The sequence below is a fragment of the Xanthomonas populi genome (assembly GCF_002940065.1).
Classification (GTDB): domain Bacteria; phylum Pseudomonadota; class Gammaproteobacteria; order Xanthomonadales; family Xanthomonadaceae; genus Xanthomonas; species Xanthomonas populi.
This window is the reverse complement of sequence record NZ_MDEJ01000021.1, coordinates 1-19,715: the sequence shown is the minus strand read 5'-3', so window position 1 is coordinate 19,715 and position 19,715 is coordinate 1. Positions and strand designations below refer to the sequence as shown.

The 19,715-nt window shown below is 64.2% G+C and carries 9 protein-coding genes and 3 pseudogenes; 7 read left to right on the top strand and 5 right to left on the bottom strand.

Annotated features, from left to right (window positions below; all coding sequences use genetic code 11):
* Positions 1–15 precede the first annotated feature (15 nt).
* From XpopCFBP1817_RS05295 to XpopCFBP1817_RS05280, 4 genes are read right to left on the bottom strand one after another with little or no spacing between them, the layout of a single operon-like run.
* The gene (locus XpopCFBP1817_RS05295) at positions 16–1,218 is read right to left on the bottom strand and encodes an enoyl-CoA hydratase/isomerase family protein (RefSeq protein WP_208619544.1); all 1,203 of its coding nucleotides are present in this window, start codon (positions 1,216–1,218) and stop codon (positions 16–18) included.
* Positions 1,203–2,000: an enoyl-CoA hydratase gene (locus tag XpopCFBP1817_RS05290; RefSeq protein WP_128416303.1), complete on the bottom strand. Its 798-nt coding sequence runs from the start codon at positions 1,998–2,000 to the stop codon at positions 1,203–1,205. Before XpopCFBP1817_RS05290 ends, XpopCFBP1817_RS05295 begins: the two co-directional genes overlap by 16 nt.
* On the bottom strand, positions 1,997–3,178 hold the full coding sequence (locus XpopCFBP1817_RS05285) for an acyl-CoA dehydrogenase family protein (RefSeq protein WP_128416302.1): 1,182 nt from the start codon (positions 3,176–3,178) through the stop codon (positions 1,997–1,999). The genes XpopCFBP1817_RS05290 and XpopCFBP1817_RS05285 overlap by 4 nt, the downstream gene beginning before the upstream one ends.
* 13 nt (positions 3,179–3,191) lie before the next feature.
* The gene (locus XpopCFBP1817_RS05280) at positions 3,192–4,697 is read right to left on the bottom strand and encodes a CoA-acylating methylmalonate-semialdehyde dehydrogenase (RefSeq protein ID WP_128416301.1); all 1,506 of its coding nucleotides are present in this window, start codon (positions 4,695–4,697) and stop codon (positions 3,192–3,194) included.
* Positions 4,698–4,821: 124 nt separating this feature from the next.
* Between XpopCFBP1817_RS05280 and XpopCFBP1817_RS05275 the strand changes: the two genes are divergently transcribed.
* The 4 genes and pseudogenes from XpopCFBP1817_RS05275 to galA all read left to right on the top strand — a co-directional run bounded on the left by XpopCFBP1817_RS05275 (position 4,822) and on the right by galA (position 12,178).
* Positions 4,822–6,207 (top strand): helix-turn-helix domain-containing protein, encoded by a 1,386-nt coding sequence (locus XpopCFBP1817_RS05275; RefSeq protein ID WP_128416300.1) that lies wholly within the window; start codon positions 4,822–4,824, stop codon positions 6,205–6,207.
* A 245-nt stretch (positions 6,208–6,452) separates the two neighbouring features.
* A pseudogene (locus XpopCFBP1817_RS05270) lies at positions 6,453–9,120 on the top strand (TonB-dependent receptor); the annotation flags it as partial.
* Positions 9,107–9,622, top strand: a pseudogene (locus tag XpopCFBP1817_RS21795) (glycosyl hydrolase 53 family protein); the annotation flags it as partial. The pseudogenes XpopCFBP1817_RS05270 and XpopCFBP1817_RS21795, both read left to right, overlap by 14 nt.
* 27 nt (positions 9,623–9,649) lie before the next feature.
* Positions 9,650–12,178: pseudogene (gene galA, locus XpopCFBP1817_RS05265) on the top strand (beta-galactosidase GalA).
* Positions 12,179–12,371: 193 nt separating this feature from the next.
* Here the strand turns inward: galA and XpopCFBP1817_RS05260 are convergent.
* Positions 12,372–12,677, bottom strand: coding sequence for a hypothetical protein (locus XpopCFBP1817_RS05260; protein WP_128416324.1), 306 nt, complete (start codon positions 12,675–12,677; stop codon positions 12,372–12,374).
* A gap of 398 nt (positions 12,678–13,075) precedes the next feature.
* Between XpopCFBP1817_RS05260 and mutS the strand changes: the two genes are divergently transcribed.
* From mutS to katG, 3 genes are all read left to right on the top strand, one after another.
* Positions 13,076–15,688, top strand: a complete 2,613-nt coding sequence (gene mutS, locus XpopCFBP1817_RS05255; RefSeq protein ID WP_167393835.1) for a DNA mismatch repair protein MutS — start codon at positions 13,076–13,078, stop codon at positions 15,686–15,688.
* A 222-nt stretch (positions 15,689–15,910) separates the two neighbouring features.
* Positions 15,911–16,525, top strand: a complete 615-nt coding sequence (locus XpopCFBP1817_RS05250; protein ID WP_128416298.1) for a DUF937 domain-containing protein — start codon at positions 15,911–15,913, stop codon at positions 16,523–16,525.
* Between the two features lie 362 nt (positions 16,526–16,887).
* Positions 16,888–19,134: a catalase/peroxidase HPI gene (gene katG, locus XpopCFBP1817_RS05245; protein ID WP_128416297.1), complete on the top strand. Its 2,247-nt coding sequence runs from the start codon at positions 16,888–16,890 to the stop codon at positions 19,132–19,134.
* Positions 19,135–19,715 lie beyond the last annotated feature (581 nt).

Sequence of the window (19,715 nt, the reverse complement as noted above, 5' to 3'; positions counted from 1 at the left end):
CAAGTTACCAGCCACTCAGCGTGCACTGAGGTCATGTACACCAAGATCGGCGAGCGGGTGCTGCGCAGCCGGCCAGGGCGAATGAAAGAATGCAGCAGCCCATTGCGCATCCGCTTCTGCCAGCGAGGCGGGTTGCCACTGCGGCTGGCGGTCTTTGTCGATCAACAGCGCGCGGATGCCTTCGGCAAAATCGCCATGGGCGGCGACATGCAGGGCCACCACGTATTCGGTTCGGAAGGTGTCGGCCAGTGTTGTGGTGCCCGGATGACGTTGCAGCTCCCACGCCAGTCGCGCAGAACCCGGGGCGCCGGCTGCCAGCGTTGCGCGCGCACCTTGCAGCCAGCCGTCTTCGCTTTGCATCGCCAGAATTGCGTCCACGACCTGCTCCAGCGTGTCGCCTGCCACCAGTTGCTCGATCAAGGCAGCGTGCACCTGCAATGGGCCCGGCTCCAGCGGTTGCGCAATGCCGTACAGAAATGCGCTGAGTTGGCTGCAATCCTCCTGCGCATTGCCCGTCCACGTATGCGCGCTCAAAGCATCCAGCACCGCCGCATATTGCGCATGCTCCAGGCGGACATCCGCAAGCCCCGCGTAGATGGCGTCGCTGGCATCCAGCGGCGCGCCGGTCAGTGAGAGAAAGAGTCCGGCCGCGTGCGGCACGCGGCGCAGCAGCCAGCTGCCACCGACATCGGGAAACAGGCCGACGCTGATCTCCGGCATCGCCAGGCGCGAACGCTCGGTGACCACGCGATGGCTGGCGCCGGACATCACGCCGATGCCGCCGCCCATGACGATACCGTGGGCCCAGCACAGCAGCGGTTTGGGGTAGGTGTGGATGCGATGGTCTAGCCGATACTCTTCTTCGAAGAACGCAGCGGCGTGCGCGTTGCCTGCCGGTTGTGCGCTGCGTTCCTGCGCATCCGGCACCGCCTCGCGATGCGCACGCATACTTTGATACAACCCATGCAGATCGCCACCTGCGCAGAATGCTTTCTCGCCTGCACCGCGTAACACCACGCAGGCAATCTGCGCATCATCGGCCCAGATGCGCAGCTGCGCATCCAGCAGGCGTGTCATCTGCAACGACAAGCCGTTGAGCGTCTTGGGCATATTCAACGTGGCGATGCCAATGCGATGCCCTTCCGCGCAATCGCGTTGTTCGAACAGCACCGGCGCACCTTCAGTTGCGTTGACCTCCACCATCAGCCATTGCTCCACTGCGGTGCGCGCTTCTCAACGAATGCCGCCACACCTTCGGCCTGATCGGCCTGCTCGAACAGGTCGACAAAGGCTTCGCGCTCTGCAATCAGCGGGGCGGCATGGGTGCCGTGTCGTGTGGACTGCACCAGGCGCTTGCACGCCGCGACACTGGCCGGACTCTGCTTGCCGGCACGCTGTGCCCAGGCGATGGCGTGTGCACGCGATTCGCCCTTGCCGACCACCTCCTCCACCAATCCGATCCGTTGCGCAGTGGCGGCATCGAGACGCTCGCCCAGCAGGATCATGCGCTTGGCCCAGCCCTCGCCGATCAGGCGCGGCAGGTTCTGGGTGCCACCGGCGCACTGCAACAGACCCACGCTGGCCTCGGGCAATGCCAGTTGCGCCTGCTGCTCGGCGATACGTAGATCGCACGCCAGCGCGCACCCCAGGCCGCCGCCCATCGCATAGCCGTTGATGGCCGCGATCGACACCCCGCCAAATGCGCTCAAGGCTTCGAAGGCTTCGCCGAACCGCCGCGCCGCCTCGCGCGCATTGGCCTTGTCGCCATCGGCAAACTGCTTGAGGTCGGCACCGGCACTGAAGAACTTCTCTCCTTCGCCGGTGATCACCAGCGCGTAGAGGCTGCGGTCCGCATCCAGCGCGCGCAGCAGGTCGCGCAAGGCAGCAAGGCTGTGAACGGTCCAGGTATTTGCAGGCGGATTGCTCAAGGTGACGATGGCAACGTGACCATCGCGTTCGACTTGAAGACCGGTGTGCACGCGCGCTTCCCAATCGCTCATCGCAGTTCCTCCTCGCCATTGAGCAAGTGACGCGCAATGATCATGCGCATCACTTCGTTGGTGCCTTCCAGAATGCGATGCACGCGGCTGTCGCGCAGCAGACGCTCGATCGGATACTCGCGGATATAGCCGTAGCCGCCGTGGATCTGCAACGCGTCGTCGCAGATCGCAAAGCCGGCATCGGTAGCGAAGCGCTTGGCCATCGCGCACCACACGGTGGCATCGTGGCTGCCGGCATCGAGCTTGCGCGCAGCGGTGTGCACCATCTGCCGCGCCGCTACCAACTGGGTGGCCATATCGGCCAGCTTGAACTGCAGTGCCTGGAAATCGGCCAGTTTCTTGCCGAACTGACGGCGCTCGCCCATGTAACGCCGCGCCGCATCCAGCGCGCCTTGCGCCGCGCCCAACGAACACGCCGCGATATTGATGCGGCCGCCATCGAGCGCCTTCATCGCCATCTTGAAACCTTCGCCTTCCTTGCCAAGCAGATTGTCGGCCGGGATGCGTACGTTCTCCAAGCTCACACCGCGCGTGGGCTGGCTGTTCCAACCCATCTTCTCTTCCTTGCGGCCATACGTAATGCCAGGCGCATCGGCAGGCACCACAAAGGCGCTGATGCCGCGTGCGCCGTCTTCGCCGGTGCGGGCCATCACCACTAGCACATCGGTAGCGCCAGCGCCTGAAATGAAGGCCTTGCTGCCGTTGAGCACATAGCTGTCGCCATCGCGCTGCGCGCGGGTCTTGAGCGAGGCTGCATCCGAGCCGGCACCCGGCTCGGTCAGGCAATACGAGCCCAGCTTGGCGCCGCTGGTCATCGGCTCGCCCCACTGCGCGCGTACCGTGTCATTGCCGTAACTGGCAATCAACCAGGTGGCCATGTTGTGGATGCTGATGAACGCCGACGTAGACGGATCGACCGTGGCGAGCTCTTCGAACACCACTGCTGCATCGAGCCGCCGCATGCCCAATCCGCCCACGCCTGCATCAGTGTAAAGCCCGCAGAAACCCAGCTCCGCCGCTTTGGCGATCGCCTCGCGCGGGAAGTAGCTTTCCGCATCCCAGCGCGCGGCATGCGGCGCGAGTTCCTTGTCGGCGAAATCGCGCGCGGCGGCGCGGAACGCCTGCTGCTCGTCGTTCAAATCGGCGGCATCGGCCGGTAGGTGGATGGCTGCGTTCATGGCGGTCTACCGGTTATTTGAGAGAGATTGTGGTGTTGACGCCGTGGCCCAGCGTCTGGTCGTCGAACCAGCGTGCGGTCACGGTTTTGGTCTGGGTGTAGAACATCACCACCTGCTTGCCGTACGGGCCCAGATCGCCGAGCTTGGAGGCGCGCGATCCGGTGAAGGAGAACAGCGGCACCGGCACCGGAATCGGCACATTGATGCCGACCTGGCCCACATCGATGTCTTCCTGAAACCGCCGCGCCGCTGCACCGGACTGGGTGAACAACGCAGTGCCATTGCCCGTGGGATTGGCATTGACCAACGCGATGGCGTCATCCAGCGTGGCCGCCTGCAGAATCACCAGCACCGGCCCGAAGATTTCTTCGTCGTAGATGCGCATGCCAGGCGTCACGCCGGAGAAGATCGTCGGGCCGACGAAGTTGCCTTGTTCAAACCCCGGCACGGTCGGAGCGCGACCGTCCAGTTCCAGGAGGGCACCCTGCTCCACGCCGGAGGCGATCAGCGCTTCCACACGCGCGCGTGCGGCGCAGGAAATCAGCGGCCCGACCTCGGTGCCCGGGGCATTGCCCGCGCCGAGCTTCAAAGCCTTGGCCTTGGCCACCAGCGCCGGAATCCATTGCTGCGCCTCGCCCACCAGCACCAGCGTAGACGCGGCCATGCAACGCTGGCCGGCGGCGCCGAAAGCCGCGCCGACCATTGCGTTGAGGGTCTGCTCCTGATTGGCGTCCGGCAGCACCACGGCGTGATTCTTCGCGCCCATCATGCATTGCACGCGCTTGCCTGCCAGCGATGCGCGTTGGTAGACGTGCGTGCCGACCGTGGTCGAGCCAACGAACGACAACGCCTTGATCTGAGGGTGGTCGCACAGCGCGTTGACCACTGCTGCGCCGCCGTGCACGACATTGAGCACGCCCTTGGGAATGCCCGCTTCCAGCGCGAGTTCCACCAGCCGCATGGTCACCATCGGGTCCTGCTCGGACGGCTTGAGCACGAAGGTATTGCCCGTGGCAATGGCCATCGGAAACATCCACAACGGAATCATCGCGGGGAAGTTGAACGGGGTGATGCCCGCGCACACGCCTAGCGGCTGCAGCAAGCTATAGGTGTCCACGCCGTTGGCGACGTTGTTGGCCAGCTCGCCCAGTTGCAGATTGCCGATCGCCGCGGCGTGCTCCACCACCTCCAACCCACGGAACACATCGCCTTCGGCATCGGCCAGGGTCTTGCCCTGCTCGGCGCTCAACAGCGCGGCCAGCTCGGGCATGTGTTCGCGGATGAGCTGCTGATACTTCAGGAAGATGCGTGCACGCGTGCCGATCGGGGTCTTGCGCCAGCCGACGAAGGCCTGTTTGGCCGCCGCCACGGCCGCGTCCACTTCACTGGCGGTAGCGAAAGGCACCTGCGCCAGCACGCATTGATCGGCCGGGTTGACCACATCCTGCCAATGCGCACTGGCGGAGGTGACAAATTCGCCGTCGATCAACAGGGACACGCGGGGGACGGATTCACGCATTGCAGGCTCACTTGCAGAAGGGTCGATGCAGTGACTTCGCATTGTTCGCACCGGCAAGCGGCATTCCCAGCCCGCGATTGCTTAATCGCGCTAAGCTGGCGGCACAATTTTGCGAATCTTGCGAATGCCGCACACGCAGCCACCTCTTCGCCACCAGCTCGGCCTGCGCCTGCAGCGGCTGCGCCAGCGCCATGGCCTGACCCAGGCCGAATTGGCGCGCCGGCTGGCGTTGTCGCCGAGCTACCTCAACCAGATCGAGCGCAACCAGCGCCCGTTGACGCTGGCGATCCAACAGCGGCTCAAGGCCACCCTGGGCGACCTTGAAGGCCTGCTGGATCTGGACGACCCCGCCGCATTGGTCGAACCCTTGGACGAATCGCTGCGCAGCCTGGGCCACACCCTCTCGGCCGCCGAGCTGCGCATGCTCACCGGCAATCTGCCGCAGGTGGCGCAGGCAATGGTGAATCTGCACCGCGCCCAGCGACACCTGCTCGAACGCAATACCGCACTGGAACTGCAGATCGGTGCCGACCACGCCGCGATGCCATCGCTGTCGCCCGGTGAGCAGGTGCGCGATTACTTCAATCGCGCGCACAACTACCTGCCCGAGCTGGATGAGCGCGCCGAAGCGCTGTATGCCGAACTAGGGCTCACCCCGGACAATCTTGCGCTGCGGTTGCGCCAGCGCCTGGCCGATCGCCACGGTTTGTTGGTGCACGAATCCACCGACCTGCACAACGACAAGCGCAGCATGGATGCGCAGGCACGCGTGCTGTGGCTGCCTGCGCATCTGCGCCCTGGCCAACAGGCGTTTCAGATGGCTGCGCAGTTGGCGTTGCTGGAATGTGCGCCGCTGCTGGAGGCACGCATCGGCGATGCCGGCTTCGAAGACGCCGAACGCATCGCGTTGTCGCGGATTGGTTTATCGAACTATTTCGCTGGTGCCTTGGTCATGCCCTACAGCAAGTTTTTGCACAGCGCGCAGGCCTGCCGCTACGACATCGAATGGCTGGCCGACCGTTTCGATGTGGGCTTCGAGGCAGTCTGCCATCGGCTCAGCACCTTGCAGCGGCGCGGTGCGGCCGGGCTGCCGATCTTCTTCATGCGGGTGGACCGCGCCGGCAACGTGTCCAAGCGCCACTCGGCCACCGACTTCCACTTTTCGCATGTCGGCGGTGCCTGCCCGCTGTGGATCGTCTACGAAGCCTTCAATCAGCCCGATCGCATCCTCACCCAGATCGCGCGCATGCCCGATGGCCGCCGCTATTTCTGGCTTGCGCGCCAGGTCAGCAGTGGTGCGCCGGGCTATGGCCGGCTGCGCAAGACCTTTGCACTGGCGATGGGGTGCGGCTTGCGCCATGCCGAACAACTGGTGTATGCGCGCGGTTGGGATCTGGATGCAGTGGACGACGCGGTGCCGATCGGCCCGGGCTGCCTGACCTGCGAGCGCAGCAACTGCGTGCAGCGTGCATTCCCGGCCTTGCCTCGGTTGCCTGCCAGCGCGCGCTAGGCAAGAGGCAAGGCTGCGCATGCGCCCTCACGCAACCTTCTGGTTGCCGCCTCCCCACTTACCGCGCAACTGTAACGGGTCATACGCTACAGCTGCACCGCAGCATTCCACCGTGAGATAGCCAACGCACAGTGCTTCAATCCGCAGTACCGCACCTCCTCGTCCTGCCCGCGCAGATGCGCCAGACGGCCGCAGCAACGGCCACCCTCTCCATTCGGCAACTTTGTCCTGGAAGGGATCAAACGATGCCCGTTCACCACACCGGCCACTTGGCCAGCCGGCGCCTGCGCCGCACCCCTGTGCGCGACGTCCTGTGCACCACCATCGCTTTCGTTCTGGCCACCGCGTTCAGTACGCACGCACAGGACAGCGCGCCTGCGCCTGCCGCACCGCCGGCCAGCGACAGCAGCACCGCTGCCACCACGCCACCGGTCACGCTCGACAACATCACGGTGATTGGCCAGCGCGCCAGCCTGAATCAGGCGGTGCAGGCCAAGCAGATGTCCGACCGACAACATGGGCCAGATGCCCAATGTCACCGTGGCCAAAGCGCTGGTGCGCCTGCCCGGCGTCAACGGAACCCGCGACCGTGGCAACGAGAGCCTGGCCACCGTGGGCGGCCTCGGCCCACGCATGACCATGGGCACCGTCAACGGGCGCGAAATCGCCTCGTCCGAGCCCAATCGTGCGGTGCGTTGGGAAGTGTTCCCCACCGAGATCGTCTCCACCGTCAAGGTCTACAGGACCCAGTCGGCCGACCTGGTCGCCGGTGGCCTTGCCGCAACCGTGGACATCTCCACCATCAGCCCGCTGGACTACAACGGCCCGGGCTTTGTCGGCACTGCCGGCCCGGTGTTCTATGACCACGCCAAGGACGAGGACGGCTACACCCCGTGGGGCAACCGCTTCGGCGCCAGCTGGGTGCACAAGATCAACGACAACCTGGCGGTTGCGCTGGGCGCCACCTATCAGAAGCAGAAGAACGCCAACTCCTCGATCGGCAGTTGGGGCTATACCGATGCCACCACCTCGCGCGATGTGGATGGCGACGGCACCTTGGACCAAACCCCGTTCGGCGCGGCCGACCAGCTCAAGCTGACCGACCAGACCCGCACCGGTGCGATGGGCACCGTGCAGCGGCGCTCGGGCAACTTCGAGTTGAAGTTCGACGGTTTGTAGTCGCGTATCGAAATCGACGAAGACCAGCTGCAGAACTGGTTCAACGGCCTGGCCTGCAGCACGTTTTCGACCGGTGCCAATCCGTACACCACGCCGGGCTCGGCCTACACCATCGTCGATGGCGATGTGGTGGCCGGCACGCTGGCCAACTCGAACCTGCAGGTCGACCATGCGGTCAGCCACTACAACGAGGTCAAGACCCTCACTGCCGGCGGCTTGAATGCCAAGTGGAGCTGCGATGTGTGGACGTTGGGCAGCGACCTGTCGTTCTCGCAGGCAAAGCGCGACACCACCTGGCAGGCGGTGCGCTTCGGCAGCAACCCGGACACCGTCTCATTCGACTTCCGCCGTAGCGTCACTCCCATCATCCGCACCAGCTCGGATACGCCGGAGTGGGGCATCAATGGCCAGACCGAGCCACAGGCATTGCGCGACAAGATCGCCGCGCTCGCGCTCAACGCCAGCCGTTAGATCGGTGCAGCTGCGTTCACTTCGCTGGAATTGGGCGCACGCGCCGCACGCCGCGAAAAGCAGAACCGTCGCTTCATCAGCAATCAATCCGGCTTCGACCAGCCGATCTCGGCCTACCAGGACCTGATCTATCCGGTCACCATGCCGGACTTGAACGTGCCCACGCTGACCGGCGGCAACTTGAACGCAATCGCCGACATCGGCTTCGGCGGTTTCGATCCGGCCACGCTCAACGAACAGATGCTCGACCACTGGAACGTCAAGGAAGACGTGCGCGAAGCCTTTGCCAAAGCGGTGTTCAGCTCGCAGGTGTTTGGCACCGATGTCACCGGCAATATCGGCGTGCGCCTGGTCAATACCAAGACCACCAGCGACGGCTTCGATTCGGTCGGCAACACCGTGCAGGCCAGCAGCGACAGCAAGCAATACACCGGCGTGCTGCCCAGCGCCACCGTCAACTTCCTGATCGACGACCAGCGCATCCTGCGTTTCGCCGTGGCCAGGGTCATCGCGCGCCCGCCGCTGGACGAATTGCGCACCGGCCGTTGCCTGGACGACCCCACCGTCACCGTCGGCCAGCTCACCGGCAGCGGCGGCAACCCGCAGCTGGATCCGTTCAAGGCCACCCAGGTCGATGTGTCCTACGAGTGGTATTTCCACGCCGAAGCGCTCGCGGCGATTCCGGTCTATCGCAAGGAAGTGGATTCCAGCATCGGCTATCGCACCGACCGTGAAGTGATCAACGGCCTGGATTACCTGGTCAGCGCGCCGTTCAATGGCGGTGGCGGTCATATCAACGGTGTGGAACTCACCTTCCAGACGCCGTTCTATTTCATCCCGCACATGCAAAACTTCGGCGTCTATTCCAACTTCTCGCTGGTCGATTCCAACCTCAAGGAATTCTCGCCGGTCGACAACCCGTTGCCGCTGAGCGGCCTGGCGCGCAAGACCGGCACCTTCGACCTGTGGTACAGCAACGGCAGCTTCGAAGCGCACGTAGGTTACAAATACCACAGCCCATACACCGTGGTGTATGGCTGGAATGCAGCGCGTCTTGCACGTTTGCAAAGTGAAGGCACGGTGGATATGAGCCTGAACTGGCAGTAGAGCAAGCAGCTCAGCTTCCGCTTCCAGGCCGGCAATCTCACCAACGAACCGCTGCGCGCCTACACCGACAACAAGCCCAACCGTCTGGCCAATCAGGACGACGGCGGCTACCAGGTGTTCGGCCGTCGTTATGCGCTGGAAGCCAGCTACACGTTTCCATGCGCACGGTGCCAATCTGGTGCGCGTGCGATTGTGGAACGACGCACGCTGGACCCGCTACAGCGATTTGTCCGACGTCAAAAAGACCATCGCGCGTGCACGCGCGCAAGGCATGCAGGTCTTGCTGGACCTGCACTATTCCGACGATTGGGCCGATGGCGAAAAACAGCTCATTGCCAAGGCCTGGGCCGGCATCACCGACACCGATGAACTGGCGCGCACGCTCTACGGCTTCACCTACGACACGCTGAGCGCGCTCGACCGTGCCGACTTGATGCCGGCGCTGGTGCAGGTGGGCAACGAAAGCACTTCCGATCTGAGGGACAGCAAGCCCTGGGACAAGAAGCGCCCCATTGATCGGCAACGCAACGCCAAGCTGTTCAATGCCGGCATCAAGGCGGTGCACGATATCAGCGCACGCTCGGCCATCAAGCCGCGGGTGATGCTGCATATCGCCCAGCCGGAAAATGTGGAACCGTGGTTTGCCGCTGCGACCAAGGGTCGACAGCAGCAAGAGGACGCAGCCATGACCGGTATCAATCGCCGCGAATTGCTGCGAGGCATGTTGGCAAGCGGCGTGAGCGCCGCACTCACCGTCGGTGCGGCCGGTGCGTTTGCACCGCTCGGCGACGCAACCTTGGCACCGCGCGAGCGCCTGCTGTTCGACTTCGGCTGGCGTTTCCATCTTGGCCATGCCAGCGACCCATCGCGCGACTTCGCGTTCGGCACGTTCCAGCGCACCTCCGCCAAGGCCGGCAAGGACACCGCCACCGCTGCGCAACTCGCTTTCGACGACAGCGCCTGGGAACTGCTGGATCTGCCGCACGACCGGGCCGTTACCCTGCCCTTCCGCCAGGAACCGATCTCGGCCACGATCACCGAAGACGCCCCCGCCGCTGCGCATGGCTACAAACCGCTGGGTAAGAGCTTTCCGGAACACAGCGTGGGCTGGTATCGCCGCACGCGGCAGATTCCCGCAAGCGATCTGGGCAAGCGCATCAGCCTGCTGTTCGACGGCGTGTTCCGCGACTGCATTGTGTTCTGCAATGGTCACGTGGTCGGGCGCAACGCCAGCGGCTATTGCGGTTTCGAGTTCGACCTCAGCGAAGTGCTCGACGACGGCAAGCCCAACCTCATCGCCGTTCGCGTGGATGCCGCATTGGGCGAAGGCTGGTTCTACGAAGGCGCCGGCATCTATCGGCATATGTGGCTGCACAAGACCGACCGGCTGCATCTGCCGCAAGATGGCGTGTTCGTGCGCAGCACGCTGCAAGGCAGCAACGCCACCGCGCAGTTGACCACCGAAGTGCGCAACGATGGCAGCGCCCCGCGCCACTACAACGTGCAAGCGCGCGTGACCGCACCGGATGGACGTGTTCCGGATGGACGTGTTGTCGCGCAAGCTGTCAGTGCAGCGGTCACAGTTGCGCCGGGCCAGGTGCATGTTGTGGAACAGACAGTGCCGCTCGGCCAGGCCGCGCTATGGTCGATCGACACCCAGCAGCTCTACAGCCTCACCACCAGCGTGCACAGCGACGGCGCCGCCATCGATACGGTGCTCATAGCGTTCGGCGTACGCAGCATTGCCTTCGATGCGCAGCGTGGCTTTTTGTTGAATGGCGCACCGCTCAAACTGCACGGCACCAATAACCACCAGGATCATGCCGGCGTCGGCACCGCCATCCCGGACAGCCTGCACGAATGGCGCCTGCGCCAGCTCAAGTCGATGGGCTGCAACGCGTATCGCAGTGCGCACAATCCGGCCACGCCCGAACTGCTGGCATGGTGCGATCGCCTGGGCATGTTGGTGATCGAAGAAACCCGCCGCATGTCCACCGACCCCGAAGCCGTGGGCGAACTGGAGACGATGGTGCGGCGCGGGCGCAATCACCCCAGCGTGATCCTGTGGTCGCTCGGCAACGAAGAACCGCAGCAGGTCACCGAGCGCGGCGCACGCAGCGTCGGCCGCATGCAACAACACGTGCGTCAACTCGATCCCACGCGCCCCAACACGTTCGCGATGGACAAGGGCTTTGGCGATGGCGTCGGTCAAGTGGTCGATGTGGTGGGCTTCAACTACCGCACCAGCCAGATGGACGGCTTCCACGCGCACTATCCGAGTATTCCGATCTATGCCAGCGAAACCGGCAGCACCGTCTCGGTGCGCGGCAACTACCAGCGCGACGACGCGCGCGGCTACACCCGCGCCTAAGACACCGACCACCCTTGGTGGGCCAGCACCGCCGAAGCCTGGTGGAGCTACGTCGCGCAGCGCCCCTATATCGCTGGCGGCTTCATCTGGACCGGCTTCGATTACCGTGGCGAACCCACGCCCTACAACCGCTGGCCGAATGTCGGCTCGCAGTTCGGCGTGCTCGACAGCTGTGGCTTCCCCAAAGACAACTCCTGGTACTACCGCGCGCAGTGGACCAGCGAACCGGTGCTGCATCTGTTCCCGCACTGGAACTGGGACGGCCTGCTGCAGCCCGACGACAAAGGCCGCGTCGAGGTCTGGTGCCACAGCAATTTCGAAGCGGTGGACCTATTGGTCAACGGCGTCAGCCAAGGCCTGCAGCAGGTGCCGGCCTATGGCCATGTCGAATGGCGTGTGGCTTACGCACCGGGAGTGATCGAAGCACGCGGCTATCGCGGCGGCAAACGCGTGCTCACCGAACGCCGCAAGACCGTCGGCAAGCCGGCAGCCATCCGCCTGAGCTGCGACCGCAACGCATTGCGCGCGGACTCCGAAGACGTGGCGGTGGTGAAGGTGGAGATCGTCGACGCACAGGGCCGCCTGGTGCCGACCGCAGACAACCAGGTGCAGTTCGCATTGCGCGGCCCCGCGCGGTTGATCGGCGCGGGCAACGGCGACCCCGCCAGCCATGAAGACGACAAGGCGCCGCAACGCAAGGCCTTCAATAGACTCTGTGCGGCCCTCTTCCAGACCACGCGAAACGCCGGCAGCATCGTCTTGCAGGCCACTGCACCAGGCCTTGCCTCTGCGGCCCTGCGCGTGGATGCCGACAAGGCCAAACCACGCGCATCAGTGGCCTGACTCAAAACGTACCAGCGGCTGCATTGATCACCAAGAACCACGTAAGCACCGCCTGACCGCACTGCAATGCTGGGAGCCATGACCGGCTCCCAGCACAGTCGCCGGCGCCAGTGTGCGCAAGCGACACACAGTGGCGATCAACCACCTGGCTGATCGCCGCCAGGCCGCGCGACTGGGGCGCTGGCCAGCGGTTTCAAGCATCCGGGCTCCCTCCATCAGGCGCACGCGGAAAGTAACGGCTGAGCTTTTCTTCCCACGCCTGGAACTGCTCAAGCGCGTAGGCATCCATCGGCCGTGGATCGTCCGCGACTGCTTTTTTCTGCGCGACATACGCGATGCGCTGGGAAGACAACTCGTCCCACGCCTTTCTCAGCATCATCGGGTCAGGATGCGAGACCATCATCGCCTCCAGCAGCGTGGCCTGGGCCACGCGTGCAGCCAGCAGGTCGCTGAGCGCCTCGGTCACGGTCTGCATCCACTCTTGCTGTTTCTGTTCCATACCCGACCGGATCGCCTGCTTGATGTGCCCCAAACGGTAGCGCGTCCGCTGGAACGGCCATGTGGAGACATCATCAGCGCGGTGCAGGCGATACGCCTCCACGATGTCGCGGCCCGCGGGCGGGCGATTCGGGCATATCTTGGACGTCGAGGCGGCGCAAAACCCGCATTACCGATGCTGGAGGCCTGGGGGCCCAGCATCGGCACAGTCTGGCCGCACGCAGCCTCGGCGTTCACGCAAGTCCAGGATTGGTGGTCGCAGGGCTTAAACTTGTGCCCTCGCCGGCCGGTGACGAGGCGCATGTTGCATCGTGCCACCGGCGGAGACGGTGACACTCACGCCCGCAGCTCTCCGTGGCATACCCGGCGCGTCCCTGATTCGCATTCCGGAAGATGTACTTGCAAACCACCAACACCAAAGACACCATCAAACTCAGCACGGGCGCCGCCGAACACACCCCGCTGATGAAGCAATTCTTCGCCGCCAAGTCGGACTACCCCGACCTGTTGCTGTTCTTCCGCATGGGCGATTTCTACGAGCTGTTCTACGACGATGCGCGCAAGGCCGCGCGTCTGCTCGATATCACGCTGACCCAGCGCGGCAGCTCCGGTGGCGCGCCGATTCCGATGGCCGGCGTGCCGGTGCATGCCTACGATGGCTATCTGGCGCGCTTGGTGGCGCTGGGCGAGTCGGTGGCGATCTGCGAGCAGATCGGCGACCCGGCGCTGGCCAAGGGCTTGGTCGAGCGCAAGGTGGTGCGCATCGTCACGCCGGGCACGGTCACCGACGAGGCGTTGCTGGACGAGCGCCGCGACACGCTGTTGATGGCGATCTCGCGTAGCAAGCAAGGCTACGGCCTGGCCTGGGCCGACCTGGCCGGCGGGCGTTTCCTGGTCAATGAAGTGGACAGCGTGGATGCGCTGGAAGCGGAAATCGCGCGTCTGGAACCGGCCGAGCTATTGGTGCCCGACGAAGACAACTGGCCGGAATTTCTGCGTGGACGCGTCGGCGTGCGGCGCCGGCCACCGTGGCTGTTCGACGCCGATAGCGGCCGTCGCCAGCTGTTGGCGTTCTTCAAATTGCACGATCTGTCCGGCTTCGGCATCGACAACAAGCCCTGCGCCACTGCGGCAGCCGGCGCGCTGCTCGGTTATGTCGAAGAAACCCAGAAGCAGCGCTTGCCGCATCTGACTTCCATCGCGATGGAAGTGGCCAGCGAGGCGATCTCGATGAACGCGGCTACACGCCGGCATCTGGAGCTGGACACCCGCGTCGATGGCGACACCAGCAACACTATGCTGGGCGTATTGGACAGCACGGTCACACCAATGGGCGGGCGCTTGCTGCGACGCTGGCTACACCGCCCGCTGCGGCTGCGCGAGGTGCTGGTGCAGCGCCACCACGCGGTCGGCAGCTTGATCGACACCGGCGCCGATGCCGACGTGCGCGAGGCCTTCCGTGCGCTTGGCGATCTGGAACGCATCCTCACCCGCGTGGCGCTGCGCTCGGCGCGCCCGCGCGATTTTTCCACCTTGCGCGATGGCCTGGCGCTGCTGCCGACCGTGCGCACAATCCTCGCGCCGCTGGATTCGCCGCGCCTGCAGACGCTGTATGCCGAACTCGGCGAACACGATGCCACCGCGCATCTGTTGATCAGCGCAGTGGCCGAGCAACCGCCACTCAAACTCAGCGACGGCGGCGTCATCGCCACCGGTTACGACGCCGATCTGGATGAGTTGCGCCGCCTGTCCACCAACGCCGATCAATTCCTGATCGACCTGGAACAACGCGAACGCGCCAGCAGCGGCATCGCCACGCTCAAGGTCGGCTACAACCGCGTGCACGGCTACTACATCGAGATCAGCAAGGGCCAGGCCGAAAAAGCCCCGCTGCACTACAGCCGCCGGCAGACGCTGGCCAACGCCGAGCGCTACATCACCGAAGAACTCAAGAGTTTCGAAGACAAGGTGCTGTCGGCACGCGAGCGCTCGTTGTCGCGCGAAAAATTGTTGTACGAAGGCCTGCTGGATGCACTCGGCCACGAGCTGGAAGGCCTGAAGCGCTGCGCAGGTGCACTGAGCGAACTGGACGTGCTGGCCGGATTCGCCGAACGGGCGCAGGCGCTGGATTGGTCGCAGCCGGAGCTGGCCAGCGCGCCGTGCCTGCGCATCGAACGCGGCCGCCACCCGGTAGTGGAAGCGGTGCGCGATCAACCGTTCGAACCCAACGATCTGGACCTGCACACCGACCGCCGCATGCTGGTCATCACCGGCCCGAACATGGGCGGCAAATCGACCTACATGCGCCAGAACGCGTTGATCGTGTTGCTGGCGCATATCGGCAGCTATGTGCCGGCCAGCCGCGCGGTGATCGGGCCGATCGACCGCATTCTCACCCGCATCGGTGCGGGCGACGATCTGGCGCGCGGGCAATCCACTTTCATGGTGGAAATGGCCGAAACCAGCTACATCCTGCATCATGCCACGCCGCAGTCGCTGGTGCTGATGGACGAAATCGGTCGCGGCACCTCCACCTACGATGGTCTGGCACTGGCCGATGCGGTCGCACGCCATCTGGCGCATACCAATCGCTGCTACACGCTGTTTGCCACGCATTATTTCGAGCTCACCGCACTGGCCGACGAGTCGTATGCCAGCGGCATCGCCAACGTGCATCTGGATGCGGTCGAACACGGTGAGCGCCTGGTGTTCATGCATGCCGTCAAGGACGGCCCGGCCAATCGCAGCTTCGGTCTGCAGGTGGCCGCGCTCGCCGGGTTGCCGAAGGCAGCAGTCACCCAGGCACGGCGCCGACTGGCCGAACTGGAACAACGCGGCGGCGAAAGTCACAGCGCGCAAATGGCGCTCGCCGCGTTGGACGCACCGCAGCAGTTCGGCCTGTTCACCGCGCCCTGCTCTGCCGCGCAGGAAGCACTGCAGGCGCTGGACCCGGACGAGCTCACGCCCAAGCAGGCGCTGGAAGCGCTGTATCGACTGAAGGCGCTGCTATGAGTGCTGGGATTGGGGATTCGTAACGGCATAGCTGTATGACTGACGCTTGCGGCCCTGCTCATTCATTGCAGTTGCAGGTTTGCGTGTTTGCCTGAATGCTGCCCTGCGAAGGCGCCGGCTCGCGCTGCATCACGCGCTGCGCAGTGATGCGCACCGCTCGGATTGCTCTGCTGACGCGACGGGCGCAAGCTGCCGCAACGTTTTGTCCAATCGGAGACACCGATGACCGCGTCCGACTCGTTGACCGATCAACTGGCTGCCCAGCTGCAAGGCCCGCAGTTGCAGCAACTCGCCAGCCGGCTCGGCATCGCGCCGGAGCAGGCGCAATCGGCGGTGCAGACCGCGCTGCCGCTGTTGATGGGCGCCCTGGGGCGTAACAGCCAGCAGGCCGGCGGCACCGATGCATTGTTGAGTGCCTTGCAACGCGACCATGCCGGCAGCCCGGACATCGGCAGCCTGCTCGGCTCGCTGCTGGGCGGCTCGGCCAGTGGTGCGCAAGGCAATGGCGCCGGCATCGTCGGTCATCTGTTCGGCGACAAGGCAGCGCAGGCCGTTGCTGGCCTGGGCAAGGCCGCCGGGCTGGAAACCAGCAAGGCTAGCCAACTGCTACAACTGTTGGCGCCCATCGTGATGGCGTACCTGGCCAAACGTTTCCTCGGTGGCAGTACGACGTCCGGCAATCAGCTCGGCCCGGCCTTGGCGCAGGAACGCCAGCAAGTCGGCAGCAATAGCGGCATCAGCGGCCTGCTGACCAGCGTGCTGGATCAGGATGGCGACGGAAAACTTGGCTTGGGCGATGTCATGAAACTCGGCGGCAGTCTGTTCGGCAAGCGCTGACGGGCCGATGGCGCGTCGCCTGGGCATCGTCGCAGCCGCCATAGTCACGTCCTAATCGATATGTTCTGATAATTCGAATTCCATGAATAATCGATGCTGTTTATGGTGTGCGAACGCCGCCCTAGATGAGTCCACTCGATGCGCAAGTCCGCTTGTGCGGCCCCCTGCTCGCCGACCTATTCCGGGCAAGCCGGGCAAGCGCTAGCATCGGCAAACGCGGCGACAATTCTCGAGGAGCCCTGGCCGCATTCGCGCCTTTATCGATGACCACAGCTTAAGCACTGCAAGCATTTCGACTCCAACAGCACGTGTCGCACGCTCGGCACACAGCTCCCCAAGTGCTCACGCACACAGGTATCGCCATGACAACCGAAGCAAAGTGCCCGTTCAACCACGCCGTCGTCGGTACCGGAACCACCAACCGCGATTGGTGGCCCAAGCAGCTGCGCGTGGATCTGCTCAGCCAGCATTCGAGCAAATCCAACCCGCTGGGCCAGACCTTCAACTACGCCGAGGCGTTCGAGCGCATCGATCTGTCAGCGCTCAAGCAGGACTTGCGTGCACTGATGACCGATTCGCAGGACTGGTGGCCGGCCGACTTCGGCCATTACGGCCCGCTGTTCGTGCGGATGGCCTGGCATAGCGCCGGCACCTACCGCATCGGTGATGGCCGTGGCGGCAGCGGTCGCGGGCAGCAGCGCTTCGCACCGCTCAACAGCTGGCCGGACAACGTCAGCCTGGACAAGGCGCGCCGCCTGCTGTGGCCGATCAAACAGAAGTATGGCCAGGCGATTTCCTGGGCAGACCTGATGATCCTCACCGGCAACGTTGCGCTGGAAAGCATGGGCTTCAAGACCTTCGGTTTTGCCGGCGGCCGAGAAGACACCTGGGAGCCGGATCAGGATCTGTACTGGGGCCGCGAAACCAAGTGGCTGGGTGGCGACGAACGCTATGCGCAGGGCTCGCCCGGCGTGGACGAGGCGCACGGCGTACTGGTCAAAGACGACGACAGCCAAGTGCCGCACACCCGCGATCTGGAAAACCCGCTGGCCGCCGTGCAGATGGGCCTGATCTACGTCAATCCGGAAGGCCCGAACGGCAAGCCCGACCCGATCGCCGCGGCACGCGACATCCGCGACACGTTCGCGCGCATGGCCATGAACGACGAAGAGACCGTGGCGCTGATCGCCGGCGGCCATACCTTCGGAAAGACCCACGGCGCCGGCCCGGCCGACAATGTGGCCGCCGAGCCGGAAGCCAGCGATCTGGAAAGCCAGGGCCTGGGCTGGCACAACAGCTACGGCACCGGCAAGGGCGGCGACACCATCACCAGCGGCCTGGAAGTCACCTGGACCACCACGCCTGCACAGTGGAGCAACGACTTCTTCGATCACCTGTTCAAGTTCGAGTGGGAGCTGAGCAAGAGCCCGGCCGGCGCGCACCAATGGGTGGCCAAGAATGCCGACGCCATCATTCCAGATGCACACGATGCTTCGAAGAAGCACAGGCCGACGATGCTGACCACCGATCTGGCGCTGCGTTTCGACCCGGCCTACGAAGCGATCTCACGTCGCTTCCACGAGCATCCGGACCAGTTCGCCGATGCCTTCGCCCGCGCCTGGTTCAAGCTCACTCACCGCGACATGGGCCCGCGCGCACGCTACCTGGGTGCGGACGTCCCCAGCGAAGAATTGCTGTGGCAGGACCCGTTGCTGGCAGCCGACCACCCGCTGGTCGATGCGCAGGACGCCGCCGCCCTCAAGCAGACCGTTCTGGACTCCGGCCTGAGCGTGGCGCAGTTGGTCTCCACCGCATGGGCGTCGGCGTCGACCTTCCGCGGCTCGGACAAACGTGGCGGCGCCAACGGTGCGCGTCTCCGTCTGGCACCGCAGAAGGATTGGCAGGCCAATCAACCCGAGCAGCTTGCACAGGTGTTGGGCACGCTGGAGCGCATCCAGGCCGAGTTCAACGGCGCGCATTCCGGCGGCAAGCAGATCTCGCTGGCCGACCTGATCGTGCTGGCCGGTAACGCCGCCGTCGAACGCGCCGCACACGCGGCTGGCCACAGCGTCACCGTGCCGTTCGCACCCGGCCGCACCGATGCCTCGCAGGAGCAGACCGACGTCGAATCGTTTGCCGTGCTGGAACCGGCAGTCGATGGCTTCCGCAACTTCGCCAAGCGCAGCTACGCGGTGCCAGCCGAAGCGTTACTGATCGACAAGGCGCAGTTGCTAACGCTCACCGCTCCAGAGTTGACCGTGCTGGTCGGCGGCCTGCGCGTACTCGGCGCCAATGTCGGCGAGTCGAGCAATGGCGTGTTCACCCATCGCCCGGGCGTGCTGAGCAACGACTTTTTCGCCAATCTGCTCGACATGCGCACCGAGTGGAAAGCCACCTCCGAGGCGAAGGAGGTCTACGAAGGCCGCGACCGCAGCACCGGCGAACACAAATGGACCGGCACGCGTGTGGATCTGGTGTTCGGCTCCAACTCCATCCTGCGTGCGGTGGCCGAGGTCTACGCCAGCGCCGATGCACAGGAGAAGTTCGTGCACGACTTCGTCGCCGCCTGGACCAAGGTGATGCAGCTGGATCGTTTCGATCTGGCGTAAGTAGGTTTGCTGGTGCTGGCATCCCGTAGGGTGCCAGCATTCAATCACTGTCTGAGATAGACTGATCCATTTCGAGAATTAGATCCATCAGATATCCCGGCCAGAGATCGTGGTGAAGCAATCACCTCCCATTATCAGTCGGTGAGTACATGACGCTCTTCCATCGAACTGGCAGAGCGTTTGATCTATTGAAGTATACCGCTCCGCCATGAGCCATTGGATTTCGGACAACTACCGCAAATCGCCAGACCTCCGGCCAACCCTTTTGATCCCCGTACTTACTTTGCACAAGTGCGCGATTGCGCTTGAAGTAATTCGTTCCAAGTGCTTGACCATAGCAATAAAGCATCGATGCAATTGAGCCGAGAGGCAGTTCCCCGGGGGCATCCTCATCAGCACCATAGGATTGTCTTTCCAATTGCAATTCGAAGGGCACAAAGTTAGACCCAAGATCAGAAATTGCAGAACTAGGCTTCCATATCCACCGTGCAGGCGAGAGACGACTACTAGGAGCCTCTAAAAACCCCAGCAATCTGCCATCATTGACTTGACGCCCTGCCAGCGGAGAACGACAGACATGA